We start from the raw sequence: 26,138 nt of genomic DNA on the forward strand, positions 1-26,138 counted from the left end.
TGCTGATATCCCGGTATTGAATGGGTGGGACGGAGAGCGCGGGGCGTTAGGACGCCGGAGCCCTTTCCGCGGCAATGATCACGACAATCCCGAGAACCGCCAGGATCAAGTTCGCGTAGATCTCGTAACCTTCGAGGAAGGCCACGTTATTGACGACGACGCGGTTGAAGAAGTTGAGCACCGCGCCGAGGATGGGCTGGACGGCGATCTGGTCGATGGCCCCGCTTACGCCTTCGAGGATCATGATGAACCCGATGAGCTGTAAGGATTTACGCACGATTCAACATTAAGGCCGATCGTGGCGGCGGGAATCGGTCGTCGGCATCTCCCGTATCAACCGAAGTCGCCGATGCGGAGCCTGCTTTCCGACTAAAGTATGAGCCGCGTCGACTTTGGTATCACGACCGTCGGCGGGACACCCGAATCGGACCGTCTGCGGTCAGCATTGGATCGTGGTGGAAAAGGCCACAGCACGTTCTACACGGTCCGGTAAACGGCCGGGATCAGGAGCAGTCGAGATGCAGCCACTGAAAATCGAAGGCGCATGGATTGACGACCCGAAAATCCACATCGACGATCGGGGAGGTCTCCACGAATGGTTCCGCGAGGAGGAGTTCCATGCGGTCACCGGACGGCGGCTGCGGCTCTCCCAGGCCAACTGCTCTGTTTCACGCCGGGGCACCCTGCGCGGGATTCACGTCGCCGACGTGCCACCGGGCCAGGCGAAGTACGTCAAGTGCGTGCGAGGGGCGATGCTGGACGTGATCGTGGACATCCGCGTCGGCTCACCGAGGTTCGGCCAGTGGGAGATGGTGCGCCTGGACGACGAGGACCACCGGGGAGTGTTCCTGTCCGAAGGACTGGGGCACGGCCTGCTCGCGCTGACGGACGACGCGACCGTGATCTACCTGTGTTCGGAGGGCTACAACCCGACCAGGGAGCGCGGCATCCACCCACTCGATCCCGAACTGGGCATCACCTGGCCGACGGACGTCGAACCGCTCCTGTCGCCCAAGGACGCCGCGGCGCCCACCCTCGCCGAGGCGCGCGCAGCCGGTCTTCTGCCCTCCTACGAGGAGTGCCTGGCCTTCTACGCCTCGCACGCCCGCGGGTAGGAACTCGCCGGCCCGTCGTGACGGTTCCCGGCCATCGCGCCGGCGCGCCGGCCGGGAACCGTCACCGGGTCTCCGCGGCCCACCATCGATGGGCGGGCGCACACCTTCTCAGCGGAAGGGCTTCGCCAGCTCGGGGTGGGCCGTGCGCAGCGCGTCCCGCCAGGGGCGGAGCGGTTCAAGGCCCAGCTCCCGCCACCGCGCGTGGCCCAGGATGCTGAAAGCCGGTCGCTTCGCCGGGCGGACGAAGGACTCGGAGGTCGTCCGGCGCACCCGCTCGGGATCGGTGCCGGACAGCCGGAAAACCTCCTGGGCGAGCTCGAACCAGGAGGCCTTCCCGGAGTTGGTGGTGTGGAACACCCCCGCCGCGGAGCCGAGCTCGCCGAGCGTGACCAGCCGGTCCGCGAGGTCCGCGGCCCAGGTCGGCTGCCCGAACTGGTCGTCGACCACCTCGACGGTCTCCCGTTCCGCCATGAGACGGAGCATGGTGCTCACGAAGTTCGGTCCGTGGGCGCCGTACAGCCATGCCGTCCGGACGACGGCGGCGGAAGGCAGCGCGTCGAGGACCGCCTTCTCCCCGGCCAGCTTGGTCCGCCCGTACGCGGTCTGCGGCTCGGCCGGGTCGTCCTCGCCGTACGGGACGCCTGCGTCACCGGAGAAGACGTAGTCGGTGGAGACATGGACCAGCCGGGCACCGTGCCGCGCGCAGGCCTCGGCGAGCAGCCGGGGGCCGTCGGCGTTGACCCGGTAGGCCTCTCGCTCCCGTTTCTCGGCGTCGTCCACCGCCGTCCAGGCGGCGCAGTTGACCACGACCCGCGGGGCGAGCGTCTGGAAGGCCGACTCGACCTGGTCCCGGTGGCAGATGTCCAGGTCCCGGCGGGTTCGCGCGGCGACGTCGTACCCTCGTCCGCGCGCCAGCGCGACCACCTCGTGCCCGAGCATGCCTGCCGCCCCCGTGACGAGCCACGTCATGGCGTCCTCTCCCTTGGTCCAGGTGTCGCCGGATCTGATCACCTTAAAGTTGGAAGTCACGATTTTCGAGAAAACGCGGTTATGCATCCCACAGGGAGTGGGGCCGGCGTGTCGACGTCGGCCCCACTCTTTCAGGTGATCAGATGGTCGGCCATCCTCCATCATGATCGATCTGATCTCGTAAGCAGTGGTCATGGCTTCGGCGTACGCGCGGACGTCGTCGATGCCGCGGCCGCGGTTGCGGGCGGCCGGCCGCGACCTCAGGAGAGCGCCGAAACCGGCCAGGGCGGACGGCGGTCGATGCGCAGCAGGACGTCGGGGGATCCGAAGCGGCGGTCGATACGCCGGACCGCCTCGGCCCAGTCCGCCATCGAACGCACCGCGGACAACGTCTCCACCACGAAGGGATCGCTCCATCGCTCGACGGCGCGCTTATACAGCACGGCGGGATCCTCGGTCAGGAGACTCCCCACGCTCCCTTCGTAGATGGGCATCGCGCGTACCTCGCCGTCAGGCTCCACCTGCAGCAGGGGAAAACCGAAACGCGAGACGGCGTCGGGGTGCATCATGAGGATGAAGTTGTTCGACGCGGACACCGCGACCGAGTCCGGCGCCAGGGACCTGAGGCGCTCGTAGTGCTCCTCACTGGTCAGGGTGTTGAGCTCCTCGAACGTGAGCAGTTCCGCGTCGCTGAAGCCGGGCCGGCTGGCCAGCCCCGACGGCACGGCGGCGGCGAAGTTGAGAAACTGCATCTGCGGGAACCGGGGGGCGACGTCGGTGCAGAACTTCTCGGTCTGGGAAAGGTTGCTGCGCAGGATCGAACAGTCGATCCCGAATTTCACAGGAGGATCCCCCTGTGCCGAGCGACGTGCGGAGATGTCGTCCAGCATGGCAAGGGTGTTCAGCGCACGTTCGAATGAGCCGGCCCTTCCCCTGATGCGGTCGTGCACGTCGGCGTCGGCTCCGTCGACGCTGACGGTGATCTGCTGGAACACGCGGGCGGCGTCCTGGGCGTCCTGGGGAGTGAACGTCCATCCGCTGGTGTAAAGGTTGACCTTGACCCCTGCTCGGGCGATGTGCTCGGCGACTTCGTAGATCCCCTTGATCACCAGGGGCTCGCCGCCCGCGAACTCGATCGCGTCCGGCCCCAGCGAGATGATCGCGTCGGCGACCCGTAGCATCTCGCCATGGCTCAGCTGCCGGGTCGGCCGCCTGCCCGATTCCGAGTAGCAGTGGACGCAGCGCAGCGGGCAGGCGTAGGTGAGATCCCAGATGACGTCGGAGGGCTTGTCGGCGGTGTCGCTCATGAAAACTTCCTTGTCGCTTCCGAATGAGTGCCAGAGAGGCCGGGTGCTTGGTCGGCCGTCCAGTGGCTGACGAGGTCGGCATACAGGGGCGAGCGGATCAGCAACTCCGAGTGCGTTCCGGTGAGCGCGGTGGTGCCGTCCATCAGCAGGATGCGCTGGGCCCGGGTGGCGGAGCTGATGCGGTGCGCGATGACGATGAGGGTTCCCGGCCGGATGGCGAAGGCGGTTTCGGCCTTCGCCTCCGCAGCCGGGTCGAGGTGACAGGTGGCCTCGTCGAGCAGGATCAGGCGGGCCGGGGAAGCATAGGCGCGGGCCAGGGCGATGAGCTGTTTCTCGCCGGCCGACAACGCGGACGGTTCGTCGATCATGGCGTCGAGGCCGCCGAGCCGGTGGACGAGCGCCCACGCGCCCACCCTGTCCGCCGCTTCGAGCAGCCTGCCGTCCCTGATCCCGGCCGGGCAGAGGTAGGCGAGATTCTCCCGGACCGTCCCGGTGAAGACGTACGCCTCCTGCGGCACGAGCGCCATCATGGTGCGCAACTCGGGTTCCGCTATCTCCCACAGCGGGAGACCGCCGAGCAGCACCTCCCCTTCGGTGGGCTGTCGCAGCCCGGTGAGCAGCATGGACAGAGTGGATTTGCCGATGCCGCTGGGGCCGACCACGGCGAGGTGCTCATCCTCGGGGATCACGAGGTCGAGGTGGTGTACGACGGGCGTGGCCTTGGGGGAGTAGGCGAAGTTCAACCGCTTCGTCCGCAGGTCCAGGCCGGCCAGGGCGCGGGTGGCCGCGGCCTGGTTGTCGACGGTGGCCCGTACGGTGGCGTACGCCTGCTTTCGCGCCCCGCAGGCGGCGATGTCACGCGTTCCGTCCAGGATCGGGGTCGCCTCGGCGGTGAGCGTCTCGTCGGCGAGGACGAGTTCGCGCTGCCGGATCATGAGCACACGCAGCAGCCTGGCGAACACCGCCAGCGCCACGAACACGGGTCCGGCGACGATGGCGGTGGCCAGCGCGAGAGCACCAGCAGCCCGGCCAGTGCGGCGATCAGGGAGACGCCCAGTGCCTGAGTGCTGCGCAGCAGCGCGGACACCAGGTTCCGCAACGTCTCCACCTGCTCGGTGAGACGGTTGACGGCGGCGGTGTCCGGCTGGGCACCGCAGGCGGCTCGGGTCACGGTGGCGGTGACGATGGCGCGCCCAGACGCCGCGCGTCATCGAGGCCAGGAGACGGTCACTGTGCCGGTGCGTTACCTGCCCGGCTGGTGGATCCGGCGCTTGGCCTGACATCGATCGCCTCTATCTCTTGGGTGCGGTTAGCCCTTCCCCGCAGAAGGCCTTTCTGCGGGCTTCAGTGGAGGTGGTCGGGGAGATGCCGAAGCCGCCTCCGGGTGGCGGCCGGCTCGGCCGACTGCCTCAGTCGGGCGAGAGCGTCCCGGTGTCGAGGAATTCGAGCACGCGGTCGCCGATGACATGTCCGCCGCTGTCGGACAGCGGGTCGTGACCGGCGCCGGGAATTTCGAGATAGGTCAGGGGCGCGGCATGGGCGTGACGGACCTGGCGCAGCCGGTCGTGCAGGCGACGGGAGTGGCTGACCGGGATGATCGGATCCTGTTCGCCGTGCACGATGAGGAGCGGTAGCCGGATGCGGTCGGCCAGCCGGAGCAGGTCACGCGGACCGAGTTCGTCGTCGTGGATCTCCTCGCGCCCGCCGAGCCGATCGATCAGGTTGCGGACCGGGTCCGGTCCGTCCTCGTAGAGCAGCCGTCCGGACAGGAACGGCGCGACGACCGTGCCTCGGTCCCACAGGTCCGGCTCCGCGGCCGCGGCCAGCAGCGCCAGGTACGCCCCGTAGCTCGCGCCGTAGAGCATGGGTCGCCGGCGGCCCGGACCGCGCTCGGCGGCCAGGAAACGACCCAGGCACAGGACGTCGGCCAGGTCGGGCCCGCCCCAGGCGTTCTGGATGGCGTCACGGTGCGCCGCGCCGTATCCGGTGCTTCCTCGCTGGTTGGGCGCGACCACCGCGATCCCCTCGCCGGCGAAGCGCTGGAACAGCCCGTCGAATCCGAGCTGCCACGCGGCCTCGGGGCCGCCGTGAAGCGCCACCACCAAGCGTCGGCCGCCGATCGGATCGCCGTACACGATGGCTTCGGTGCTGCCTTCCGGCGCGGGGTACTCCTGCGTCCGCGCGGATGCCCAGTGGGATCGACGGGTGCCGGAGGCGGCGAGGAAACGCGGCCGGGACGGTTCCGGAATGGTGATCACGCCGGTCGGACGGTCGGGGGCGCTGTGCACGAGATGCAGGCCGCCGCTGGACCAGTGCGCCGCCGGATACAGGGCTCCGGGTGGCAGCTCGATCTCGCTGGTGTCGTCCGTCACCAGATCATGGGCCACTGGGCGGGAACAGGCCTGGCGGGTGACGGACAAGGCCAGGCGCCGTCCGGCCGGATCCAGGACCAGCGGAAGCACGCTGCCCTCGATCGCGTTCAGCCGGTCGGGGAAGGTCGCCGGCCCCTGGTCGCCGAGGCGTCGCACGCCCAGTCGGTAGACGCCGTCGTGCCGTGCGGCGGTCAGCAGCACTCCACTGCCGGGCGCGGCCAGCAGCAGGTGCTCGCCGTCGGGCAGACCGAGGGGGGTCACCGTCCCGCGCGTCACGTCCAGGACCACGGCGCCCGTTCCCGGCTCGGTGGAGGACAGTGCCAGACCGGCGCCGCTCTCGTCGAGCCAGACCGCTCCGCGGATCAGGTGCGGCAGCCGGGTGATCCGTTCTGGCGTGGCGGCCCGGCCGGACAGGCGCCACACCGTGGTGCGCCCGTCCGGGTCCATCTCCAACACCAGGGTGTGCGTTCCCGCCGTGCCGCCGAGGAGTCTGAGACCGCCTCTGCGGGTGTTGATCAGTTCGACTTCTTCGACCGCCCTCCCGCTGTCCGAGTGGGGGGCGGTGATGGTGAGCCGTGAACCGTAGGCCCCGGACCGGCATAGCAGCAGATCGCCTTCGTCCGTGGGGAGCGGCACGCTCGCCGTGGTCTCACCGTCGCGGGTACGCACCATCCGGGGCCGAGGCTCGGAGCCGGTGAGGTCCCACAGCTCCGGGCTCAGCGGGCCGTGGTCGCCCGCTGCCAGACAGGCGGCGTACCGTCCGCTGGAGGAGAATTGGAAGTTCACCCGTTGGACGGGTGGCCGATGTCCTTCGCCGGCCGCCGTGGCGGCCCGGCTCGTCGTTCCAGAGATCACCGAGCCCCGCCGCGCACATCGTCGCCCGGCTCGGCCATCCACCGGCGCGGCCCGCCGTGGCGCAGCCGGTACAGGAAGTCCAGCACCCCGGCAAGCCCGGTGTTCCAGCCGATGGAGATCTCCCTGCCCGCGGCCTCATCGGGCACCACCAGCAGTCCGTCGCGCAGGACGGCTTTCGCCCACAACGCCGCGGCCAGTTCCTCCGCCTGCTCGTGATAGGCGCGCTCGCCCAGCAGTTCGGCCATGTCCAGCAGGAACTGCCCGTCACCGGCCAGTCCGTGGCAGGCGGCCGTTCCCGAGCTCCGGAGAGTTCCATGGACGGCCAGCGCGGCGCCATGGGCGGCGTCCAGGAAGCGGCGCTCACCGGTCGCGGCGTACAGGCGCACCAGGAAAGTGCCGACGCCGGAGGAGCCGTTGCACCAGTGCGGCAACTTCTGCCCGCCCTGCGGGCCCTCCGCCCACCAGGCGGCCCCGCCCTGGTATTCGGCCGCCGCCACCAGAGTGTCTCCAGCGAGCAGGGCGATCTCCATGCAGTCGTCACGGTCGAGTGCGATCCCGGCGGCCAGCAGGTACGCGGCGATCCCGGCGACGCCGTGGGCGAAGCCGTAGTGCTCCACACCCGCCAGCGCGGACGCGAAGTCCGAGGGAATGGGCCAGATCACCTTTTCCGGGGTCCGCTGAGCCGCCTTGAGCAGGCCGTCGGCACACGCGTCCGCCTGGGCCCGCAACCGCGGGTCCCCCGAGGCGCGCCACAGGTGCAGCAGGGCCATCCCCGTGCCGGCCGCGCCATGGCAGATGTCCGGGTTCGGCCAGCTGTCCGGCAGGCTCAGTCCCAGTTTCAGGCCGGTGGTGCGCAGGTTCTCGTCACCGAGCACGCGGCCCGCCTCATACAGGCCCCACGCGATGCCCGCCCGGCCGAAGTACAGCCCCGGGGAGGGCCGGGGCTCGTTCGCCATCCGCCGCGTCGTCCAGGTCACCGCGTCCCGCAGGCCGGTCGTCAGATCGGCGCGTGTGTCCGGCGGCAGCACATCGCCCGCCTGAGCCCGATCCAGCACCACCGCCCACAGCGCGATCACCCCGGCCGAGCCGTACTGGACGGCGCACGGATCAGCGGTCGGCCCGTAACCCGTGAGGGGCCACAGGTGAGCGGACGGCGCGACATCCGTCCCGGGCGACATGGTGCGCAGCGAGTGGACGAGCCCGTCGTGGAGCAGACGGTCCTGCTCGGCCGCATCCAGGCGGAACCCTCCCGTTCGCGTGGCGGATCCCGCGGGGGCGATCTCCGCGTCCTCGAGAAACGCCCGCACACGCGGCAGATCCCAGCGCTGTGCGGGATCCTCCCGCATCAATCCCAGGATCAGCGGGGACAGCGCGGTGGCCAGCGGATCGCCCGCGCTCGCCACCCGCACCGTCCTTTCCACCTGCTCGTCCCAGGACCGGGAGCCGGCGGGCCGATCCGCCAGGTGGGGCGGCTGGGCGCTGGTGGCCGTGAACAACACCGTCGCCCCCAGCGCGTACAGGTCGGCTTCCGGGCCCAACGCGGGACCGTACGGCGCGGAGTTCACCTGCTCGGGTGGCGCGTACCCGGGAGTGTGGGCCTTGGAGACCGGAGTGCCGGGCACGGCGGCCATCTCCAAATCGATCAGACGGCAGTCGCCGTCGGCGGTCACCATGACGTTGTTGGGCGTCAGATCACGCAGCACGTAGCCCTGCTCGTGCACGACGGCGACCAGCGCGGCCAGGCGCCGCAGGACGGACAACACCGTGCCGGGCCGATCGCGGTCCGGCCGGTCCGGGTGAGCGTTGTCCCATCCTTTGAGCACGGTGCCCTCGATGTGTTCCTGCGCCAGGAACAGGTTGTCGTCCTTCTCGAAGAGGAGCACCTTGCGCGCGGTGACGCCAAGCGGTTCGAGCGCGTCCAGCATGCGCGCCTCGTGGCGCATCCGGTCGCGCTCGTCGCAGCCGTCGAGCCCGGCACCCAGATACGGACGCGCCTGCTTGATCACCACCTTGCCGCCCTGCACCTGGTCATCCGCCAGGAACACCCCGCCCTTGGCGCCGTGCCGGATGGCCTGGCGCACCGCGAACCGATCGGCCAGCAGCACCGCCTCCGGCGCGGTGGTCCTGACCGGAGCCTGACCTGATTCGAACGGGCAGGTCGCCCACGCCGGCGGGGAGTACCACGCGTTGCGCTCATCGGTCACCTGGGTGCCGTCCGGGGCGGTCAGCCGCGAGGTGTAGGAGCCGTCGTTGTCGAGCACGCTGGGCGCCGAGAACACCCCGAAGCGGTAGTACACCGAACTGCCCGGCCGGTAGATCCGGTCGGTGAGGATCGGCGCACCCGGCAGACCATAGGTGGCCTCGTGCAGTTCCCCGGCGATCTCCGCGGCGGTCTCGTCATCGGGCGGATAGACCGTGATGAACTTGCCCACCGATCCGCGGTCCTGGTCGCGCGCCACGAGACTGCGCAACTCGTCCAACGTGGTGGCGTACTTGAACGGGCAACGACGGCGTCCCAGAACCCGCACCGCACGCGACAGCACCACCGGAGCCGACAACAGCGTCGCCGCCACGTGAAGCTTCCAGCCCTGCGCCTGCGTGGTCACCCCGGCCGGAGTCACGTACGTCCACGGTGACCCGACCCGGAACTCCCAGCCCGCAGGGTCTTCGGCCCCAGTGTCGGCAGTCCCGCGGTTCTCGCTCGTCACACGGTGCAACGTCGCCCGGGCGATGTCCGTCAGGAGGTGACGGTCTCCGCCAGGGAGCCCGTCCCCAGCCGAATCAAGCTCACTCACGACGCCGAATCTCCATTCGTCTTCGTCTGGCAGGGGCCGATGTCGGGCATTCACTCGATACGGCCGTCCGGATCTCGTTCGTGGCCGGTTCCCGCGATCCTCCGGACGGGGAGAAGGCTGCTAGCAGCGGCTTGCGGCGGCCTTAAGATCTCCGCGCCGCCGCGGCCGTAAGTGACCACTAGAGAAGCCAAGCGCTTCGTAAGTACCTGCGGACTATCGTCAGCAGGCCCCATCCCTCGACTCGTCATCGCCGATTGGAGCCACCCACACCGGAAGGTTCCGCACGGCGCATGACCGAGGAGCGGCCATGCTCACGAAAGGGGCTCCGCACCAGCCGCGGTGCCGGCCGGGGATCCCCCCACCGATGAAAGGACGAACGCCATGGAACTCGACATCAAGGCCCTGGACATGCTCCCCGCCCAGGCGGAGAGCGACCTGTACCCGTGCGACGTCACCTGCTATACGAAGTGGACCTGCGCGGCGTTCCAGAGCCGCTGAGCGCCGCGGGATAGAACAAGGGAAGGTACATCCGTGGAACTCGGCATCGAGACCCTGGACACGCTTCCTGCCTAGACGGAGGGCCTCCTGTGGCCGTGCACGGCCACAGGAGGCTTCCCGCCCGGACGGAGAACAACCTGTTCCCCTGCCGCACCCGCGCCGCCGAATTCCACCTCAACGTGCCTGACCAGCCACCCGCACGCGTCGAGTTCCATGATGTTTGTCCTTCCATCGGGGAGAGACCAGTGTGGTTACCGCTTTCCCGACCGAGATCACACCCGAGGACGTCCCTGTCGGTACGGCGCCTGCCAGGGGGACAGCCTTGTGACAGGTGTTAGTGAATTACTTACGGTCGAGATGACAGGGTTCCTTCAACTCCTGCTCATGAATCCTGCTCAAGGGCCGAAACGGGCCTGGCCGAAAACGCGCTGGGCCTTCCCTCTGCCTTGGTGACAGCGGTGCCCCGATGCCCGCCAAGGCCGGGGGAACAGGTCCGGCGGTGTCGCATGCGGAGGTCGTCCGGATCCCGTCGCCACGCCGCCGACGGACGAAGGAGCGGGGCCCGCGCTCCGCTCCTCCACCTTCCGTCATGTCATGCCGGGGTCGTCCCCCAGCCGTCAAGGGGCACTCACACGGGAGCGTACGGAAAGGGGACTCTCAGGCCGGTGGCCTTCATCGCCCGCTCGCTCCAGATGTCCAGCCCCTCCTGATCGGCCAGCCGAGTCAGGGTGCCAAGATGCCGCTCCACCGCCTCATGGTCGCCTGTCGCCGAGGCGAGCAGGGCGAGGAACCAGTCCACGGGGCCCAGGAAGGCGATCGCGGCGCCCACAGCGATCCTCCCGCTGTAGGGCAGCAAGGTGGAGTAGGTCGCCGCGCAGGCCGCCAGATCGCCGACCGCCGCCTGCGCCGCCCCCTGCAGGCAGGTGAAGGTCAGCCAGGACCAGTCGCGAGGGGGCGCCGACCATCCGCCCTCGGTCAGCCGCCGCGCTCCCTCGGAGTCCTCGCGCGCGCAGAGCAGCAGGACGCGGAACACCTGATCCGCGCACCGGCTGATCCCGGCCACCGCGTCGATCAGCGGCTCGGCCTCGGCGAGCGTCCCGCGCTGACAGTGGAGGAGGATGCGGCCGAGGGGCACCACCGAGTTCCGGTACCACATGGCGATGCGTTCGGTCTGCTGCTCGGCCTCACAGTAGTGGGCCTCGGCGTCGTCGTACCGGCCGGCGAGGACGAGCCGTCCCGCCCGCCACAGCAGGTGCTGGAAGCGCGGCCATGGCAGGGGCATCCGGCTCAGCATCGTGTCGCAACGGTCGGCCGCCTCGTCCGCGCTCGCCAGATCGAACGCCTCCAGCCGGCGGTGGGTCAGCATCATGTGCCCGAGAAGCTCGAACTCGGGAGTCTGCGTCCGCAGGGCCAGGGCCTTCAGCTCCTCGGCGATCTCCAGCGCCTGTTCGGGATAGATGGTGCCGGGGATGGACAGGTAGCGTGCGTTGAGCAGCCGCATCAGCAGGAGCGGATCGCCCAGCCGACGGGCCATCGCGACCGCCTCCGCCGAGTGGAGACGGCACCGCGCGTCGTCGGTGCCGTCGTACAGCTCCTGTGCGAGCCCGCCAAGCAGCCGCGCGCGCTCGGGGCTGTCGGCTTCGGGCAGCGCCCGCAACGCCAGCTCGAACCGGTGCACCAACTGAAGCTCCACCTCCTCGTACGGGTTGCGCAGGTTCCACAGGGAGGGTGCGTCCAGCGTGGTGAGCGCCCGGGCGACCAGCAGGGGCCGGGCCGGGCCGCCCACGCGGTCGGCGGCCCGTAGCGCCTGCGCGCGCACCTGCCTGGCGGCCAGGGCGTCGCCCGCCTCCAGCAGCGCGCGGGCCTGCCGCAGCAGCAGCTCGACGTGATTGGCCGGATCGCCGGCGCTGGCGCCGTGGGCCTCCACGGCGCGCGACCACCAGGTGGCCGCCTCCCGGTAGGCCAGCCGGAGGGTGGCCTGCTCGGCCATCGCGGTCGCCCAGCGGGCCGCCTCGCCGTACGCCGCGGGGCCGGCCTCGATGGCGTGGTGGGCGATGACGGCCACGTCCGCGCCCGGCCGGGTGGCCAGGACGCTCATCGTCCGGCGATGGACGAGCGCCTTGCGCAGGGGCGGCATCTCCTGGACGAGGGCCTCCCGGACCAGGTCGTGGGCGAAGGCCATCCGGTTCGCCGCCGGAACGACGAGCCCGGCCTTGACCGCCTGGTCCAGAAGCTCGTACACGGGCGCCGGGCACACCTCGGCCACGACGTCCGGGTCGAACTCCCTGCCGATCACCGCAGCGACCTCCAGCACCTCGCTCACCTGCGGCCCGGCCGTGGCGAGGTGCTGGTGGATGAGGTCGGCGACCGCGGCGGGCACGGTGTCGAGTGCGCGGCCCTGGGCGAGCATCCGGACCGTCTCACGGATGAAGAAGGGATTGCCCCCGGTACGGTGGGTCAGCAGGCGGGCCGTGGCCTCGTCGAGCCGGGTGCCCATGTCGGCGGCGATCGCCCGTACGGCATCGGTGTCGAGGCCGGTGAGATGGAGGCGGAGCAGGTTGTAGCGGGCGCTCCTGCGAAGCAGATCGTGGGCGGGAGAGGGGCTCACGCTGTCCCGGAACGCGGTCACCAGCGCGAGTGGCACGCTCTGCGCCGAGTCGTTGAGCAGTGCCGTCACGTCGCCGAGCAGCGCCAGCGTCGCCTGATCGGCCCAGTGCAGATCGTCCATGATGATCGTTAGCGGCCGCGTCCGCGCGGCGGCGACGAGCCAGGCGACGATCGCCCGATGGCGCTCAAGACGCGCCTTCTCCGCCGAGCCCTCCGGGGCGGTCTCGTCCAGCAGGCCGGCCAGGGCCTGCCGGTCGGGGGCCGGATGGATCCGTTCCAGCGACTTAAGGATCTTGATCCACGGCAGGAGCGGCAGTGTGCCTTCGAACTCGTGGCAGCCGCCCCAGAGGACCACGTGGCCTCGTTCGGCACACCGTGCGCGGAAGGCATGCAGGAGCCAGGTCTTGCCGATGCCCGGTCCGCCGCTCACCGCGATGACCCGCATGCCGCGCTGGCTGAGCGCCGCCTCCATCTCCGCCAACTGCCGGTCACGTCCGTGCCGTGGCGAGGAGGGCCCGGTGGGAGGGGCCGTGACGGGGGCGGTCACGACAGGCGAGGCGAGTTCGAAGGTGGGGGCGAGCGACGGGGCCTGCTGGAGGATGTCCCTTTCGAGAGCCCGCAGCTCGGGGCCGGGGTCGAGCCCGAGCTGATCGGCGATGACCTTCTTGGCTCGATGCAGCGCGGCCAGCGCGTCGGCCTGCCGCCCGGACCGGTACAGGGCCAGGGCCAGCAGCCACCACAGGCGCTCGCGCAGCGGATTCTCCGGGATCTCCGGCTCCAGTTCGTGAGCCACCATGTCGTGCCGCCCGAGATCGAGTAGCGTCCGCGCGCGGCGCTCGACTGCCACGAGGCGCTGCTCGCGCAGGCGGTTCACCTCGGCGATCGCCCACAGTTCACCCGCGAACTCGCCGTACGGGAGACCGTGCCACAGGCTCAGCGCCTGGTCCAGGAGGGCGAGTGCCTGAACGGGCGGGCGGTGTTGCGCGTCGGCGACGAGCCGGTCGAACCGGATCGCGTCGACGTCCTTCGTGGCGAGCAGATAGCCGGGTCGCCGCGCGATGAGGAGCCGCGGGGCGGTGCGCGGAGCCCGCCCCGGTTCGACCGCGCGGCGCAGGTTCGACACGTAGACGTGTAACGAGGCCAGCGCCGCCGACGGCGGATCCCGGTGGTACAGGTCATCGATCAACGTGTCGGTGGAGACGACGGCGCCGGCCGCGACCAGCAGTCTGGCGAGGACGGCCCGTTGCCGAGGACCACCGATGCCGACGATCGTCTCGGCTTCCCAGACTTCGAGAGGACCCAGAACCCGGAACTCCATTGCCTCACCCCGGCTGCTATTACAGTTCCACGATCTTTATGTTCAGGAAATGCGCCCCCAACCCCACAGAGCGGCTTTCGGTAAGTCCGCAGGGTCGGCGAGTCGGCGGCGGATGTGTCTCCTGCTCCCGTCCGCTGCCGACGAGGTGGGTGCCGCGAGGAGCCGGGGTACCCGCGCCGCCTCTGTGGCTCGAAATCGTGCCGATGAACTGCTGCTATGCCTCCTCTCCGTAGCGGTACTACTAATGTCACGGATATCAGCATTAGTAAGGCACCTTGGGCCTCACTTGCAACCGGGTAGGAGTGATGCCGGGGGCGTACGTGCGCCAAGGAGGGGAACGTACGCCGATGGACGTCACGGGACCAGCCGATGTAGCCGCGCGAATGCCGACACCGGAAGAGGCCGCAGATCCCGGCGGGGTGCCGGTCCTTGTCATCGACCTACGTCGAGTAGTTCGCGAGGCTGCGCACTTGCGCGTACCCCGCCCGCCTGATCAGGCCCCTACCTCAGTCACCGACAGGCTGGCGGTGACAAACGCGCCCTTGGGACCATCCCGGAGCCGGAGCGCCCCCTGCCGGAGGCTGGGTTATTGCCTCGATTAGTGGGATGCCTCGCTGGGAGACTGGCGGTATGGCTAGTTCGTTGTCACTGGTGCGTCGGGTACGGCCCTTTGAAACGCTCGGGAGAGAGGCGTATCGCTCCGAGTGTCGTTTCCTGGACTTCGTGATCGACGGTAGGTCGCTGCTGGAGATGGTGCCCGGGAACGCGGATATGGCGTCGGTCTTATGGTTGGCCCCGGTCCTTGACGACGATGACGACGTGTATCGGCTGCTGGGGCGGTGTGAGTCACCGTTGGATGACGGCAGGGTGCCGTTGTACGTGTGTCCAGAGTGCGGTGATCTCGGCTGCGGAGCCCTGACCGTGGTCGTAGAGGTCTCTTCCGATCACGTGGTCTGGCGGGATCTGGGCTGGCAGACGGATTACTGCGATGAGGTCGACTACGACGATTTCACAACCATCGGTCCGTTCGTGTTCGAGAGAGCCCAGTACGAAGCAGCGCTTGTGGCGGTGCCCGAGTTCCGTGCTCAGGAGTAGTGCGGGGCTCCGGTAGAGGGTTCTCGCCGTTGGTGGATGTGGTGGCGTCGCTGATCTGAATCTGATGGAAAGGCGGGTGCTCGCGGCGGCCCGAGCCGCTGGCGGCCGGGACCGGCCCCCAGGCCGCATGCCCGGCCGCCGAGCGGGCGCAGGGCCGCGAGGCGGCGCGCAGCGCCGCCCTTGAGCGCGTTGGAGGAACCCAAGCACACGCGGACGGCCCTGGAGATCATCTCTCTGCGCCTGGACGGCAAGGCCGCGGCTGCCTCGACCTACCGGCGCAAGCGGGCGGTCTTCCATCACGTCCTGGAGTACGCCATGGAGCTGGGGGAGCTTTCGGCAAATCCGATCCACAAGGTCAAATTCCGCAAGGTCAAAACCGGCGGCGAGATCGATCGCCGGTCGGTGGTCAATCCGGAGCAGGCTCGTCAGCTGTTGATCGCGGTGACCTATGCGGGCCGTACCCGTGGCCAGATGATGGCGGCCATGTTCGCCTGCATGTACTTCGCCGGTCTCCGCCCGGCTGAGGCGGCCGGTCTGCGCAAGGCGAACTGTGAGCTTCCGAAGACCGGATGGGGCACGCTCACCCTGGAGAAGACCCGGCCGGAGAGCAACAAGCGTTACACCGACTCGGGAGAGTCCAACGACGAACGAGGGCTCAAGCACCGCGACGAGAAAGCCACGCGGACCGTGCCGATCCCTCCGGAGCTGATGGCCATCCTGCGCGAGCACATCGACAGGTACGGAGTCGCCGGGGATGGCCGGCTGTTTCGGACCCGTACCGGCCAGACCTTCCCCGGCTCCACGGTCTCGATGGTCTGGAAGCAAGCCCGGTCGTACGCCTCCACGCCTGACCAGGTCGCCTCACCGCTGGCGCGCAGGCCGTACGACCTGCGGCACGCGGCGGTCTCGCTCTGGCTGAACGCGGGGGTCCACGCGCCGGAGGTGGCGGAGCGGGCGGGGCACGGAGTGGACGTGCTGCTCAAGGTCTACGCCAAGTGCATCGACGGCCAGCACGAGGTGGCCAACAAGCGGATCTTGGAAGTGCTCACGACGTGACACTCTCAACAGCAGGACACGAAGGACTCCGGGTAGCCCTCGGGGTCCTTCGTCGTGTCGGCTACCGTGGCCCCGGAATCGCTCCGCGAGCTTCCGGAACCTCTGAGCTGACCCGGGGGAACGTCGTCGATCCCATTCCGCATATATTCCGGGACTCCTGGCAGACGGCTGCGTCTGACTGCATCCGGCTGCATGGGCGGAGAAAGATCGTCAGGAACGTAGGCCTAGGTCAGAGCCTACGTTCCTGCTCGCGAGTGGTAGGGCGCCTGGGACTCGAACCCAGAACCTACGGTTATGCCGAACGAAGTCCGGAGCACTCCAGGGTGCTCCGGACTTTTGTTGTTTAGCCAGGTCAGAGGGCAGATTCAGGTGACAGCCATTGGAGACTGGTGGAGTCTGATGCCATCTGTTCCACCCCCTCCTGTTGACGAAATGTTGACTTGCTAGATCTCTAAAAGAGTTACTGAGCAGGGCAAAGGCGGACTCGTCTAAAGAGCGGCGGTCAACAGCTCAAAGCACAGCCCGTAGGAAGCCTTGCAACCTCCGTGTAGGCCTCTAGGAGGGAGGGAGCACGGTTCGACCCTGAGGCCGAAGCGCACGCTCGGCAGCTTGTTGGGCCTTAGTGTCCAGATCTTCTTTAGGAATCTTGCCCATGAGGAAGCCTCTTCCCGCCTTTGCAACTTCTTCCAGATCAAGTCCGAAAGCGATGTGAGAGAAGCCTTGGGGGGCTTGGGGCCTCTGAGCTTCAGGGCCGTACCACTGATGCTTCACACCGTCGCCTGACGGTGGCATGTAGACGACGGTGCATGATGCACTTATCGTTTTGCTAGCTGCGTGACGACTCTTTGCGGCACGAAAGTTCACGTCAGCTAGAAGCTGCATGAACTCCTCCGGCTGACGAGGTCTCTTGCGAAATACCTTCTCTAATAACTTTGCGTCTGCAGGAGTGATGGCGTCGCGCCCGGAGCCGCCGACCAATAGAATCGGCTCTTTCGCGGCATTCTCTGCAGACGTACGGAAGGAGGGTTGTGTGGGGCCAGCCCCTAGGGCGCTGGAGGGTTGTGTGTTCTTAACCTCTATTGCCCACGGGTGTCCTTGTAGGAAAGCGCCAGCTAGGAAGAAGTGGGGTATGCCGTATGAATGGGCATAGAGGCCTAGTCGGGCTGTGGCCTGCTCCCGCAAGTCGATCAGAGTTTCGTCTACGGTTCTATTTTCGCCACGAAGAACACCTCGTACCCAGGCAGATAAGTCGAGCCTGCCGACCCTACCGAGTCCCGTGTAAGAGATGAGTGCGCCACCGTCCCGATTGCGTGTGACGAAGTGCTTAACGCTGCTGTCCGTAATCAGCTTCCCGCTCGGATGTTCCGTCAACCTATGGTCTACGCTTGCCCACGTGCCCCACTGAGCGACGAGGGTGATTGCCAGGGTCAAGGGGTTTCCTGCCTTCCAATGCCCAATATTGAGGCCCCGCTGGCATTGGTAGTAGCGATCGCCAAGGAAGCACGGACGTAGCGCAATTTGGTAGAACGCCTGACTGGGGGTTAGAGGGACGCAGGTTCGAATCCCACTGTCTCAGCAATGACAGCCTTCACTCCGTCGAAGCTTTGGGGCCTAGGAGAATCGCTTCGATCTCTTCTAGCTCAGAGCGCGGGGCATCCCATGCGATGTACCAAATACGATGATCAGTGGTTTCTACCATGCTGGCGAGATCGTCAAGCATCTCGCTGACCATCTCGCCCCTCAGCCTCACCTGAGATCCCACCCTTGTGTAATTCCAGATCTCATCGTCATCGTCGAGAAGACTAATGTCGGTTACCTGGCCATCCGCGAATTGGTCCCGCATCTTCTCGGTACGCAACTCAGCGCCTGCCGATAATTCCATCCGTCCAGGTCACGGCCTTGCAGGACTTCTCTGGTACGCAGGCTTCGACTCCTGAAGAGGAGCCAGTGCGGCAGGATGACCGGTCGTGCTCCTTCGCCTGGCCTATCTCGCCGTCACGAACACCTTCGCCGCGCTGCGGTTGCTCCCGATGGGAGATCGGGACAAGGACGTCGAGATCCTCGCCCTGCGTCACCAGATCACCATCCTCGAACGGCAACTCGGCGTCGGTGCCAGGGCGCGGTTCGCGCCCGAGGACCGAGCCTTCCTCGCCGCCCTCCTGACACCGCTGCCCCGAGACGTCCTGCGCCGGCTGAGGCTTCTCATCCGGCCGGATACCGTCGTGCGGTGGCACCGTGATCTGATGAAGCGGCGTCATGCTCGTGCCTGCGTGCCGAAACGGCGCGGGCGCCCGCCAACCGTCCGTTCCATCCGCGCCCTCGTCCTGCGCTTAAACCGGGAGAATCCGTCCTGGGGGTACCGGAGGGTACACCACGCTCGGCATCAAAGTGGCGCCGTCTACGGTCTGGGAGATCCTCAAGCAGGAAGGCATCGATCCGGCACCCGAACGGGCGTCCACCACCTGGGCCGACTTCCTGCGCTCCCAAGCCGAGGCCCTGCTGGCCTGCGACTTCATCGAGACCGTCACCCTTGATGGGCAGCGTCAGTACATCCTGGCCGTCATCGACCACGCCACCAGACGCGTGCGCGTGCTCGGCATCACCGCCCACCCGACCGGGAACTGGGTCGACCAGGCCGTCAGGAATCTGGTGATGGATCTGGAAGACGCCGGTTGCCGGGCCTGCTTTTTGATCCGTGACCGGGATGGGAAGTTCCCGGCGCTCATGGATGAGATCCTGGCCGAGGCCGGCATCCGGACTGTGCTTACCGGTATCTGGATGCCGCGGATGAACGCGGTCATGGAGCGGTGGGTGCAGTCGTGCCGCCGCGAGCTTCTCGACCGCTGTTTGCTCTGGAACGAACGCCATCTCCGGCACGCCCTGCGCGAGTACGAAGAGTTTTACAACCGGCACCGAGCCCATCAAGCACTGGCCCAGGCCGCCCCGCTGCGTCCCGTCCCGGAGCCGATCACTGATCCAGAGCGAATCGCGAGCTTGACCATACGCCGACGAGACCGGCTCGGCGGAGTCCTCCACGAGTACTCACATGCCGCCTGAACTGCACGGATGGAATTATCGGCAGGCGCAAACGCCATGAGCGCCAGACCGCCGCAGAGGAAGAGCAGCGCGACGAAGTCGAACTCGCCGCGGATGATGGCAGCCATCCCCGCGGCGAGGAAGAACGTGGCGAACATCCTCACCAGCAGATCGATCAGCGACCCGGTGAGGTTGCCGAAGAATTGTTCCACCCTGTCACCCGCTGGCTTCCGTCCGCCCCTGCCATCCGCATGGTAGGGACGAACCGTGTGACCGGCGGGTGAGATCAGCCAGTTCAGGCCTGGGCGCCGGCCAGGTCGGTGGGCTGCTCGGCCAGACGGCGGGCCCCGGCGCGGCCGGGAATGGTGAGTACGACGAGGGCCGCCAGCAGGGCGGTGGCCGCGCCGATGAGCAGGGCGACGTGGAACCCGCGCTCGGACGGGAGGGTCGCCGGACCCAGCTTCATCGTCATGGTGCCCAGCACGGCGCCGAGCACGGCGCTGGCGCTGGAGACGCCGATCGCGCGCATGAGGGTGTTGAAGCCGTTGGCCGCCGCCGTCTCGGTAATCGGGACCGCGTTCATGATGAGCGTGGGCATGGCCGCGAACGCGAAACCGATCCCGCAGCTGATCACGACGGAGAAGGTCAGGATGCCCCAGGTGCTGCCCATCAGCGGGAGGGACAGCAGGTAGCCGGAGGCCAGGATGAGCGTCCCGAGAAGCAGCGAGATCTTGGGGCCCCTGGCCGCGGACAGGCGGGCGGCCAGCTGGGAGGTCGCCATCATGACGAGCCCGCCCGGGGCCATCCAGAGGCCGGCCTGGAGCATCGACTGGCCCAGGCCGTACCCGGTGGCCGTGGGCAGTTGCAGGAGCTGGGGTGTGATCAGCGACATCGCGTACATGGCGAAGCCGATGACGACGGAGGCCAGGTTGGTCAGCAGGACCTGGCGGCGGACGCTGCGCAGGTCGATCAGCGGGGCCGAGGTACGCAGCTCCCACCAGCCCCAGAGCAGGAGGATCACCGGAGCGGCGGCGAACATGCCGAGGGTGAGGGCGCTCGTCCACCCCCAGTCGGCGCCCTTGGAGATGGGCAGCAGAAGCAGCAGCAGGCCGGCGGTCAGGCCGGCCGCGCCGACGAAGTCGAAGCGGCCCGACGAGGTGACCGGGGATTCCGGCACGATCACCAGGATCAGCACGGTCAGTAGCAGGCTGAGCCCGGCCGAGCCCCAGAAGAGCGCGTGCCAGCTCACCTTCTGGGCGATGAGCGCGGCGGCGGGCATGCCGAGCGCGCCGCCGACGCCGAGGGAGGAACTCATCAGGGCGACGGCCGAGCCGAGCCGGTGCGCGGGCAGGATGTCGCGCATTAAGGCGATCCCCAGCGAGATGATGCCCAGGCCGAAGCCCTGGAGCGTACGGCCGACGAGCATGGGCACCAGCGAGTCGGCCGGAGCGCAGACCAGGGACCCGATGACGAGCAGGAGCGCGCTGACGAGGATGACACGGCGTTTGCCGTAGAGGTCACCGAGGCGACCGGCGACCGGGGTGGCGACCGTGCCCGCCAGCAGGGTGGCGGTGATCGCCCAGGAGGCGTTGGCGGCGGTGGTGTGCAGGAGGGTGGGCAGGCTGGCGATCAGAGGCAGCATCAGGGTCTGCATCAGAGAGACCGTGATGCCCGCCGCCGCCAGGACGCCGATGACGGCTCCGTTGCGGGGCGCGGCGGGTGCCGGGCTCATGAGTTCTCCACTGGTGGGCAATGTGCCTTATGCATAGGATGTGCATCCTACATGTCGCCATATATTGGGATATTCTGACCCCCCGGATTGGAGGTTCCCGTGCGCAAGGAGATCGCCGACATCGAACGTGAGTTCATGCTGATCGGCCGGTACAAGGTCCTCACGGTGCCCGACCCCGAGACCCGGCGACTGGAGAAGAGCAGCTACATCCTGCTGCGGCGGCTCGAAGCCGAGGGGCCGATGTCGATCGGCCAGCTCGCGCAGGCGTTCAGTCTCGACACCTCCACCATCAACCGGCAGACCACCGCCCTGCTCCGCGGCGGCCTGGCCGAGCGCATCCCCGACCCGGAGGGCGGCATGGCCCGCAAGTTCCGCATCACCGAGCAGGGGCTGCTCCGGGTGGAGGAGGAGCTCCGGTGCCGGCTGATCAGCTTCGACCGGGTGCTGAGCGGCTGGACCCCGGAGGAACTGGCCTCCTTCGCCGAAGGTCTGGCCCATTTCAACGCCAGCATCGAGCGCGCCCCCCAAACCTGAACATTTCACCGGAGACAACCGGGCTCGGCCAGGTCAGGTCCATCGGGAACGAAGGCAGGCTGTCCTGGGCTGAGCGTCGGTGCGATGCTTCCTGCGGAAGGCCCCACAACCCGTCAGCCTGCGCCGATGTGCGCCGCTTCCCGGGGAGACCCGCGATGAAGATCAGACGGATGCTGGTCGCGATGACCCTGGGCGCGGGCGTGCTGCTCACCGTGCCCGGCCCCGCGAACGCCGCGGCGACCACGGTCGCGTACGGGATGACCGCCAACTGGGGCCTCGGCTTCCAGTCCCAGCTGACCGTGTGGCCCAGCAGCGCGGTGACCGACTGGACGATCGAGTTCGATCTCGCCGCCGGGCAGACGATCACCGCGGCCTACTCCGCCAACTTCACGCAGACCGGCCGCCATGTCGTCCTGGCCAACCGGCCGTTCAACGGCTCCATCCCCGCTGGGGGCCTGCTCGCCCTCACTATCCAGGTCGACAACCCGAGCCTGGACAACGTGCCGCCGCCCGGCTTCACGTTCAACGGGGAGGCCGCGTCGTACACACCCCAGCCGTACATCCTCGCGAGCGTGGCCCGGCCACAGGTCCAGGAGGGCGGAACGGTGTCGCTCACCGTCAGGGTCAGTCAGCGGCCCGCGCAGCATCGTCAAACGCCGAGGTCACGCCAAAGCCATCGTTGCTGTCGCCCGCTCCATCCTGGTCATCGCCTGGCATCTGATCGACGATCCCGACGCCCGCTATCACGAACTCGGCGCCGACTGGCACCAGCGCCACATCAACCCCGCCCGCAAGACCCGCGACCTGGTCCGCCAACTCCAAGCCCTCGGCCACCAGGTCACCCTCGCGCCCACGACCTGACCACCTGACACTGGCCCGATCCACGACATCCGTTCTGCTCGCAGAACGGAGGCTGCCGCCTGCCCAGCTGAGGTCCGATTTTCCGTTCAGCATCCCACAGGCTCTGTACCGCCGGCGCGCAAAGTCAGTCGTCGGGCGATGTCTGCGGTGGCGGATCGACCTTGAGGTGGTGTGGCAGCGAAGAGACCGCCGACAGCAGCTGCAGCCCGCGCTCGACGTCCGGCTCGGGCTGATCGACCCAGACTTCGATCCCCGCCATGCCACCGCCGGAATTGTACGCCGACACGAACTTGATCGCGAGATCGTCGTCGAGCGATATCCCTTCGGGCAAGAGTTCCGGATGCTTCCGAATATCCTTTTCGTTGATGATGCGGAGAGACGGCTCGAGTGTCTGCCGAAGAGCCTGCATCAACTGCTTCCGGACCGGCCCCCCGTACACCTTCGCCCACTTCGCGAGGTGGATCAAGGAGATCCGGGCCCGCATGGCTCGTATGAGCTCATCGGGGTACTGATCTTCGAGTTCCTCGTACTGCGAGAGCAACTCGTCGCTTAGGGCATCGGCCAGCAGCTGGATGGGGCTGGATGCGTTTCGGTAGAACTCGTCGCGTGAGATCCCCGCGGCGCCCGCGACGGCGGCCACGGTGAGTTCCGAATCGGGATTGTTCGACGCAAGGTCGAGGACTGCATTCCGCAGTGCTTCCACTACTTCGTGGTTGCCCATGTCAGGAGTCTATGGCGCTCCTCGCGTGTCGCAAAGACGCATCGACGGGTCTGCAGCGCGATTCGGGTCGGTAGTTTGCACGACGCTGTTCCGCCATGGGGAGCTGGGCGCGCCAGCCGTCCAGCAACGCTCTCGACCCTCAGCGAGTCACCCTCGTCAGTGACAGCGCCGCCCGTCGGCTGTAGGCATCCAGCTGCGCGTTTCGACCGTCCATCAGCTCCTTCATCGCACGGATGGCCAGCTGCGAGCGATCGAGGAGGTCCGGACGACTCGCGCTGGCGCCGCGTTCATCTCAGAGCCGGGAACGACCTCGATCAGCCCCAGTTCGTAAGCACGCTACGGAGGGCCACTCCCGTGAACAGAAGGTGCCTCACAGCGGCGATGCCCACGATTTTGACCAGCCGCCGGACGCCTGTGAGGGGAGACACGACGCGCGGGCGGGCCGGGGTGGGGCCGACGATCGCGCTCTCCGATGCCAGTCTGAGATCGCATGCCGCCGCGAATGCCCAGCCACCCCCGATGCCGCGGCCCTCGATGACTGCGGCGACGGCCGGTCTCGGAAATGTGCGCGTTCCTCGCTGGCGACGGAGATCACTCTGGCAGCGCCGGCCAAACACGGCAGCGCGAACGGGCACGGCTTGCTGGATGGAGACGATCTCCCATGTCATTACCAGAACGGCGATGCGGAGGCGCGGTCGCCCGAACTGCGGCCTATGCACAATGAGCCTCGACGTGGCCCGGCGCGGCATCGCCGCGCCGGGCCACGTCGGTCGGGTCAGCTGAGCGACGACTTCTGCTCGCCGACGATGGCCGCGGGCCGCGCATCTCGCGCGGGCTCGCCCTCGCCCTCCGCGATCTCGCTGAGAAGCTCAGAAGCCGCGAACTCGTCCTTCGCCGCCACCTGATCGAAGCCCTCCACGGCCGGGTAGGTGTACTTGCCGAGCAGCGCGATGGTGATGGCGCACGCGACCAGTATTCCGCCTAGTACGGGGATGACCGGGTCGTAGGTGCCGAAGTTGTCGTATGCGAGGCCGAGCAGCAGCGGCCCGAAGCCGGTGCCGATGAGGAACACCGACTGCATGAGTCCGAAGACCTTCCCGAAGGCGCGCATGCCCAGATACCGCGTGATGAAGAACGCGACGAGGTCGGCCTCGATGCCGTACGCCACCCCGATCAGTGCCACCGCCACGGCGGCCGAGACGAAGGGCGGGTGGAGGAAGAAGAGCCCCACGACCGGAACGAGGATCACGATGGGCCCGATGATCGTGCCGGGGATGCGATCGATCAGGAATCCGCCGCCGACCCGTCCGACGACGCTGGCCAGAGCATAGATGGTCAGCAGAAGAGCTGCCTGCGCGGAGTCCAGACCGCGATCGCTCATCATGGGCACGAGGTGCACCTGCAGTCCGACGATGGCGATCCCGACCGCGCCGAGCGCCAGCGTGAGCATCCAGAAGTGCCTTGAGCGCAGCGCCTCGCCGAACGTCAGTCCCGGCAACTCCAGGCTCACCGACTTTCCGTCGTCCTCGGTCTCGGTGACGAGCCGGCCGCGGACGTGGCGTTCGGCGCGGGCCCGCACGAACACGGTGATCATCGAGACCGAGACGATCAGTGCGATCAGTCCCAGCGTTGCGTAGGCCATCTGCCATCCAAGCCGACCGATGAGTGCCCCGGCGATGATCGGCGTGAGGGACGTCCCGAGACTCATGATCCCTGCGCAGAGTCCGATCGCCAGGGCGCGCTTGTTGTCGAACCAGGTCACCAGCGTCTTGGCGATCGGAGTGTAGGTCCCCGCGCCGAAGAAGCCAAGGAGGAAGTAGGGCACGAGGAACGCGATGGGGTTCGCCGGCATCAGCCCGATGATCGCCGTGGACACCGAGAACCCGACGAACGCCGGTATCAAGATGTACCGCACGGCGTACCTGTCGAGCAGTCTGCCGACGATGACGAGGCCGATGGCCATGCCCACCGCAGCGACGGAGTAGGAGCTAGTGACGGTCGTGCGGCCGAATCCGGTGGCTTCGGTGATCGGGATGATGAAGACCCCGAGCGTGCCCAGAACGATCGGTTGCGGTCCTACGGCGTTGGCGATGCCGGCTCCGAACAGAACCAGCCACGGATTGCCTTGCTTGCGAGCTCCCCGCTGTGTCGTCTTTGGCATGTGAGAGTCCTCTCGGAGTAATGCCGGCCGGGTGCGACTATGCGCGTGTCCCGGTTCCTCGACTGGCACTGCCCGGTCGAGAACCACTGCGAGGTCGTCGAACCCAGCCCGCAGGGAACTCCCGCTCACCGTGCGAACCGCTATTCGTCGTCGACGCCGGCCTGAATGTATACTGAAGCGCTTCACGCTAGGGTTGCATGCCCGGTTATGCCGCGCAAGAGTGGATTTGAACCCGGATTTGTATACTAGAAGCCAGTGGTTACGCATCGGCCCGATGCGTCGGTCCGATCCGCGTCTCGGTCAGCCGGCGTGCCACGCCGTGCCGGCGCCCCGCCCCACCAACGGCAACGCCCTCACGGCTTCCGCCGTCGCCGATGCCCGTGTGATTGCCCGCTACCCCTGGCTCGAGCTACAGGGGTAGAGACTCTAGGACGTTCGCCAAGCTGTTGCGCAGGTGGACCGCGGTCGCCTGCGAGGCGAAGAGCTCGTCGCCGCTATGGATGGCCTCGACGATTTGCATGTGCTCGAGCGTCGCGCGGTGCAACCGTTCGGAGTTCGATCGGGAGTAGAAGCGAACGCGCGCCATCTGGCCGCGGACATCTTCGAGCGCTGACCGCAGGTACTGGCTGTCGGCCGCCTCGTCGATCGCCGCATCCAGTTCGCTCGACAGGAAGTACGGACGGCGCGGGTCAACCGCCTCCCCCGGATCCGGACCACGGCGAAACTCCGCCAGGAGCGTTGCGAACCGCTCCGGGTCCCGGCGTCGCGCCGCGAGTCGCGCCGCTTGGGTCTCCAGCGCTTCGCGCAGTTCGAACAGTTCAATGACGTGTTTGCGCGAGAGGGGGGCAACGATCGCCGTCCGCCCGGACGTCGTGACGAGGCCTTCCGCCGCAAGACGGGTCAAGGCTTCGCGGATCGGAGTTCGGGAGACCCCGACTCGCTCCGCAGTCTCGATCTCTCCCAGAAGCGTTCCCGGCTTCAACACCCAGTCGATGATCTCCTGGCGTAGTTGCCCGTAAGCCACATCGCTCGCTCGCACGAGGGCTATTCTAAATCGGCCCGTCGCCCGGGCAGGCCCGTTCACGCCTCGCATCGCCACGATCCTC

The 26,138-nt window shown here is 67.8% G+C and carries 21 protein-coding genes; 6 read left to right on the plus strand and 15 right to left on the minus strand.

The window, feature by feature from the left end:
• Nucleotides 1-46 precede the first annotated feature (46 nt).
• On the minus strand, nucleotides 47-277 hold the full coding sequence (locus tag ACWD3H_RS19660) for a hypothetical protein (protein ID WP_343963212.1): 231 nt from the start codon (nucleotides 275-277) through the stop codon (nucleotides 47-49).
• 241 nt (nucleotides 278-518) lie between these two features.
• On the opposite strand from ACWD3H_RS19660, the gene ACWD3H_RS19665 reads away from it, so the two are divergent.
• On the plus strand, nucleotides 519-1,115 hold the full coding sequence (locus ACWD3H_RS19665; RefSeq protein ID WP_451955973.1) for a dTDP-4-dehydrorhamnose 3,5-epimerase family protein: 597 nt from the start codon (nucleotides 519-521) through the stop codon (nucleotides 1,113-1,115).
• Nucleotides 1,116-1,223: 108 nt separating this feature from the next.
• Here ACWD3H_RS19665 and rfbD read toward each other — a convergent pair whose 3' ends face one another.
• The 7 genes from rfbD to ACWD3H_RS19700 form a co-directional block, all read right to left on the minus strand.
• On the minus strand, nucleotides 1,224-2,144 hold the full coding sequence (gene rfbD, locus ACWD3H_RS19670) for a dTDP-4-dehydrorhamnose reductase (protein ID WP_451955974.1): 921 nt from the start codon (nucleotides 2,142-2,144) through the stop codon (nucleotides 1,224-1,226).
• 200 nt (nucleotides 2,145-2,344) lie between these two features.
• Nucleotides 2,345-3,391 carry a radical SAM protein gene (locus ACWD3H_RS19675; protein ID WP_451955975.1) on the minus strand — a complete coding sequence of 349 codons (1,047 nt, stop codon included), beginning with the start codon at nucleotides 3,389-3,391 and terminating at the stop codon, nucleotides 2,345-2,347.
• Nucleotides 3,388-4,371: an ATP-binding cassette domain-containing protein gene (locus tag ACWD3H_RS19680; RefSeq protein WP_451955976.1), complete on the minus strand. Its 984-nt coding sequence runs from the start codon at nucleotides 4,369-4,371 to the stop codon at nucleotides 3,388-3,390. The genes ACWD3H_RS19675 and ACWD3H_RS19680 overlap by 4 nt, the downstream gene beginning before the upstream one ends.
• Nucleotides 4,323-4,562 carry a hypothetical protein gene (locus ACWD3H_RS19685; protein ID WP_451955977.1) on the minus strand — a complete coding sequence of 80 codons (240 nt, stop codon included), beginning with the start codon at nucleotides 4,560-4,562 and terminating at the stop codon, nucleotides 4,323-4,325. The genes ACWD3H_RS19680 and ACWD3H_RS19685 overlap by 49 nt, the downstream gene beginning before the upstream one ends.
• 238 nt (nucleotides 4,563-4,800) lie before the next feature.
• Nucleotides 4,801-6,549, minus strand: coding sequence for an alpha/beta hydrolase family protein (locus tag ACWD3H_RS19690; RefSeq protein ID WP_451955978.1), 1,749 nt, complete (start codon nucleotides 6,547-6,549; stop codon nucleotides 4,801-4,803).
• Between the two features lie 65 nt (nucleotides 6,550-6,614).
• Complete coding sequence (gene lanL / locus ACWD3H_RS19695; RefSeq protein ID WP_451955979.1) at nucleotides 6,615-9,326, minus strand: class IV lanthionine synthetase LanL; 2,712 nt, start codon at nucleotides 9,324-9,326, stop codon at nucleotides 6,615-6,617.
• 1,213 nt (nucleotides 9,327-10,539) lie between these two features.
• A complete protein-coding gene (locus ACWD3H_RS19700; protein WP_451955980.1) occupies nucleotides 10,540-13,836 on the minus strand; it encodes a BTAD domain-containing putative transcriptional regulator in 3,297 nt (1,098 codons plus the stop codon).
• A 723-nt stretch (nucleotides 13,837-14,559) separates the two neighbouring features.
• Between ACWD3H_RS19700 and ACWD3H_RS19705 the strand changes: the two genes are divergently transcribed.
• Both ACWD3H_RS19705 and ACWD3H_RS19710 read left to right on the plus strand, forming a co-directional pair.
• The gene (locus ACWD3H_RS19705; RefSeq protein ID WP_451955981.1) at nucleotides 14,560-14,931 is read left to right on the plus strand and encodes a hypothetical protein; all 372 of its coding nucleotides are present in this window, start codon (nucleotides 14,560-14,562) and stop codon (nucleotides 14,929-14,931) included.
• 180 nt (nucleotides 14,932-15,111) lie between these two features.
• Nucleotides 15,112-15,987 carry a tyrosine-type recombinase/integrase gene (locus tag ACWD3H_RS19710; protein ID WP_451955982.1) on the plus strand — a complete coding sequence of 292 codons (876 nt, stop codon included), beginning with the start codon at nucleotides 15,112-15,114 and terminating at the stop codon, nucleotides 15,985-15,987.
• A 1,588-nt stretch (nucleotides 15,988-17,575) separates the two neighbouring features.
• On the opposite strand, the gene ACWD3H_RS19715 is transcribed toward ACWD3H_RS19710, so the two are convergent.
• Nucleotides 17,576-17,845 (minus strand): hypothetical protein, encoded by a 270-nt coding sequence (locus tag ACWD3H_RS19715; protein WP_451955983.1) that lies wholly within the window; start codon nucleotides 17,843-17,845, stop codon nucleotides 17,576-17,578.
• Nucleotide 17,846: 1 nt separating this feature from the next.
• On the minus strand, nucleotides 17,847-18,245 hold the full coding sequence (locus ACWD3H_RS19720; RefSeq protein WP_451955984.1) for a hypothetical protein: 399 nt from the start codon (nucleotides 18,243-18,245) through the stop codon (nucleotides 17,847-17,849).
• 130 nt (nucleotides 18,246-18,375) lie between these two features.
• On the opposite strand from ACWD3H_RS19720, the gene ACWD3H_RS19725 reads away from it, so the two are divergent.
• Nucleotides 18,376-19,044, plus strand: coding sequence for an integrase core domain-containing protein (locus ACWD3H_RS19725; RefSeq protein ID WP_451955985.1), 669 nt, complete (start codon nucleotides 18,376-18,378; stop codon nucleotides 19,042-19,044).
• 274 nt (nucleotides 19,045-19,318) lie between these two features.
• Here ACWD3H_RS19725 and ACWD3H_RS19730 read toward each other — a convergent pair whose 3' ends face one another.
• Nucleotides 19,319-20,755, minus strand: coding sequence for an MFS transporter (locus tag ACWD3H_RS19730; protein ID WP_451955986.1), 1,437 nt, complete (start codon nucleotides 20,753-20,755; stop codon nucleotides 19,319-19,321).
• Between the two features lie 99 nt (nucleotides 20,756-20,854).
• Here ACWD3H_RS19730 and ACWD3H_RS19735 point away from each other — a divergent pair, with 99 nt between their 5' ends.
• Together ACWD3H_RS19735 and ACWD3H_RS19740 are read left to right on the plus strand one after the other, a co-directional pair.
• Nucleotides 20,855-21,289, plus strand: a complete 435-nt coding sequence (locus ACWD3H_RS19735; RefSeq protein WP_451955987.1) for a MarR family winged helix-turn-helix transcriptional regulator — start codon at nucleotides 20,855-20,857, stop codon at nucleotides 21,287-21,289.
• A gap of 155 nt (nucleotides 21,290-21,444) precedes the next feature.
• The gene (locus ACWD3H_RS19740; protein WP_451955988.1) at nucleotides 21,445-22,158 is read left to right on the plus strand and encodes a cellulose binding domain-containing protein; all 714 of its coding nucleotides are present in this window, start codon (nucleotides 21,445-21,447) and stop codon (nucleotides 22,156-22,158) included.
• Between the two features lie 116 nt (nucleotides 22,159-22,274).
• On the opposite strand, the gene ACWD3H_RS19745 is transcribed toward ACWD3H_RS19740, so the two are convergent.
• The 4 genes from ACWD3H_RS19745 to ACWD3H_RS19760 all read right to left on the minus strand — a co-directional run bounded on the left by ACWD3H_RS19745 (nucleotide 22,275) and on the right by ACWD3H_RS19760 (nucleotide 26,071).
• Nucleotides 22,275-22,871, minus strand: a complete 597-nt coding sequence (locus ACWD3H_RS19745) for a hypothetical protein (RefSeq protein ID WP_451955989.1) — start codon at nucleotides 22,869-22,871, stop codon at nucleotides 22,275-22,277.
• A gap of 314 nt (nucleotides 22,872-23,185) precedes the next feature.
• Nucleotides 23,186-23,620 (minus strand): enoyl-CoA hydratase-related protein, encoded by a 435-nt coding sequence (locus tag ACWD3H_RS19750; RefSeq protein WP_451955990.1) that lies wholly within the window; start codon nucleotides 23,618-23,620, stop codon nucleotides 23,186-23,188.
• A gap of 26 nt (nucleotides 23,621-23,646) precedes the next feature.
• Nucleotides 23,647-25,032, minus strand: a complete 1,386-nt coding sequence (locus ACWD3H_RS19755) for an MFS transporter (RefSeq protein WP_451955991.1) — start codon at nucleotides 25,030-25,032, stop codon at nucleotides 23,647-23,649.
• 409 nt (nucleotides 25,033-25,441) lie between these two features.
• Nucleotides 25,442-26,071: a GntR family transcriptional regulator gene (locus ACWD3H_RS19760; RefSeq protein ID WP_355568943.1), complete on the minus strand. Its 630-nt coding sequence runs from the start codon at nucleotides 26,069-26,071 to the stop codon at nucleotides 25,442-25,444.
• Between the last annotated feature and the right edge of the window lie 67 nt (nucleotides 26,072-26,138).

The sequence above is a fragment of the Streptosporangium sp. NPDC002607 genome, from assembly GCF_053592655.1.

Coding starts and splice junctions, on each gene's coding strand:
- ACWD3H_RS19665 (WP_451955973.1), top strand. CDS start 519: ATGCAGCCACTGAAAATCGAAGGCGCATGGATTGACGACCCGAAAATC.
- ACWD3H_RS19675 (WP_451955975.1), bottom strand. CDS start 3,391: ATGAGCGACACCGCCGACAAGCCCTCCGACGTCATCTGGGATCTCACC.
- ACWD3H_RS19700 (WP_451955980.1), bottom strand. CDS start 13,836: ATGGAGTTCCGGGTTCTGGGTCCTCTCGAAGTCTGGGAAGCCGAGACG.
- ACWD3H_RS19720 (WP_451955984.1), bottom strand. CDS start 18,245: ATGACGCCGCTTCATCAGATCACGGTGCCACCGCACGACGGTATCCGG.
- ACWD3H_RS19730 (WP_451955986.1), bottom strand. CDS start 20,755: ATGAGCCCGGCACCCGCCGCGCCCCGCAACGGAGCCGTCATCGGCGTC.
- ACWD3H_RS19740 (WP_451955988.1), top strand. CDS start 21,445: ATGAAGATCAGACGGATGCTGGTCGCGATGACCCTGGGCGCGGGCGTG.
- ACWD3H_RS19745 (WP_451955989.1), bottom strand. CDS start 22,871: ATGGGCAACCACGAAGTAGTGGAAGCACTGCGGAATGCAGTCCTCGAC.
- ACWD3H_RS19750 (WP_451955990.1), bottom strand. CDS start 23,620: ATGCCGCGCCGGGCCACGTCGAGGCTCATTGTGCATAGGCCGCAGTTC.
- ACWD3H_RS19755 (WP_451955991.1), bottom strand. CDS start 25,032: ATGCCAAAGACGACACAGCGGGGAGCTCGCAAGCAAGGCAATCCGTGG.